The organism is Ulvibacter sp. 2305UL32-6 (genome assembly GCF_058148545.1).
Window position 1 is genome coordinate 1 of sequence record NZ_JBYVKA010000023.1, and the last position, 1,905, is coordinate 1,905.

Consider the following 1,905-nt stretch of genomic DNA (forward strand, 5'->3'; position numbering starts at 1 on the left):
TAAAACATATGAAAATACAAAATATACAGAAATTGATAATCGGATCTTTAATTTGTTTTTGCGGACTAGAATTAGCTGCACAGACTAATAATGACAATAACAAACAGATTATAAAAATGACGAAAGAATACTCATATAAATATGATGAAAATGACGGGTTTAAAAGTCGTGACAGTATTTTTCCTTCAAATTTTGACACTTATTCAATATTCGATAAAAACGAAAAAATAATTGAAAATTGTCGCTATAATCGTGACGGCACTCTTTATCAAAAGACATTTTATTTGAGGGATGAGGTCGGAGAGGCTATTAAGGGAATAAGCAAAAGTTCAGATAACAAAATTAAAAGCTATTGGACTTATGAATATGACGAAAACAAAAATCTGATAGAAGTCTTGACTTATGATAGCGACAGTACATTAACAAATCAACAGATAAATCGATTTGATGACAAAAACAGTCAAACGGAGATGATTACTGAGGATTTAAAAAGAGATAAAACTCGAAAATACGAATACAAATTTGACGCTGATGGAAATAAAATTGAACAAATTCGGTACAATCCTGACGGAAGTCTTAAAGATAAACGAATTTACCAATACGATAAAACAGGAAACGAAACAATCCAGTTTTTAAATCGAGCAGACGGTTCTAAAATGAAATTTGTGTCTGAATATGATGAAATGAATAACCTTTTGGTTCAGAATTGGTTTGACGAAAGTGGGGAACAAACTCACCAAACAGCATTTGAATATGTTTATGATGAACACGGTAATTGGATAACGAAAAAAAGAATTTCCAAAGGAATATTAAATCTGATTTGGGAAAGAGAAATTGAATATCGTGAGTAAATACGTTTTACAACACCGTATAAAGCCAATGGCGGGTTTGCTGCTTATCGAATTTGATTTCCTACAAATAAACTATCTTTAAAACCGAATAAACTCGCAAACGGCTTCGCCGTGGCTTCCGAGTCGCACGCGTCGGCGCCGCTGCCAACATTTGTGTCCACAAATTTGGTTGAGCCACAGCGAGCCAAGAACCGCCACTGGCATTATACAAACACGTTACCAAACATACGAATGAACATCTTCGGATTTAAGAAAAAACAGGAATATTCAGCAAAGGAAATACTAAAGCAACTTGACAAATGTGCTGAAGATTTCACGTTTCCTATCTTGGACAATGGATACGTTTATCCAATTCACTCAAAATTGAGTGCTTACCGAGATGAAAAACGTTGGACTTTAATAATCGAAGTAATTGGATTCAATTATCGTGGTGGAGGACACGATGGAATTTCTAACTGTCTACATATTTTCGGGAATTGTATTGACACTGAACCTGGAACTGACAATGGGAATTTCTTATATATAACGGACAACAGCTCTGACAACTCGACTTTTGACGAGGAATATTTGGAAAGTTTAAACCCACAAGCAAAAACTATGATTTTGCGCAAAAAGGAAATTAGCATTAATCACTATAGAGAATTTTATCTGAATAAAGGAATTGAACTCGAGGAGCAAGATAAAATTTTTGTTTGGGAATTTATGAGAGGTTTAGAGCCTGAATACAATAATGAATTTGAGGCAACTGAAAAAGAAATAAGAGAACGAATCCCATCTGATTTACCGAAAATTATGGAATTAACGGAATGGTATCATCCTGACTGTGCAGATTCTGAACTTCCGAGCAAAAACGAGACTTTTAAACAAATAGCAAAAGTCTTGGAAACTGGAAAAACAGAATTTTACAAACCAACAAATAAACCGAATAATCATTGGAAAAATTGGCCAGATGGAGGAACACTATAAATAAAGTACGTTTGGTAACACCGTATAAAGCCAATGGCGAGTTTTGTGAACTCCCCTAGCCTGTCATTACAAAAAATCCTATCTTTAA

The 1,905-nt window shown here is 34.2% G+C and carries 1 protein-coding gene and 1 pseudogene; both read left to right on the top strand.

Features of this window, described 5'->3' with window-relative positions; all coding sequences use genetic code 11:
• Positions 1-851: pseudogene (locus tag ACY2RU_RS17450) on the top strand (hypothetical protein); the annotation flags it as partial.
• Positions 852-1,082: 231 nt separating this feature from the next.
• Positions 1,083-1,817, top strand: coding sequence for a DUF7003 family protein (locus ACY2RU_RS17455; RefSeq protein ID WP_490139765.1), 735 nt, complete (start codon positions 1,083-1,085; stop codon positions 1,815-1,817).
• The last annotated feature ends 88 nt before the right edge of the window (positions 1,818-1,905 follow it).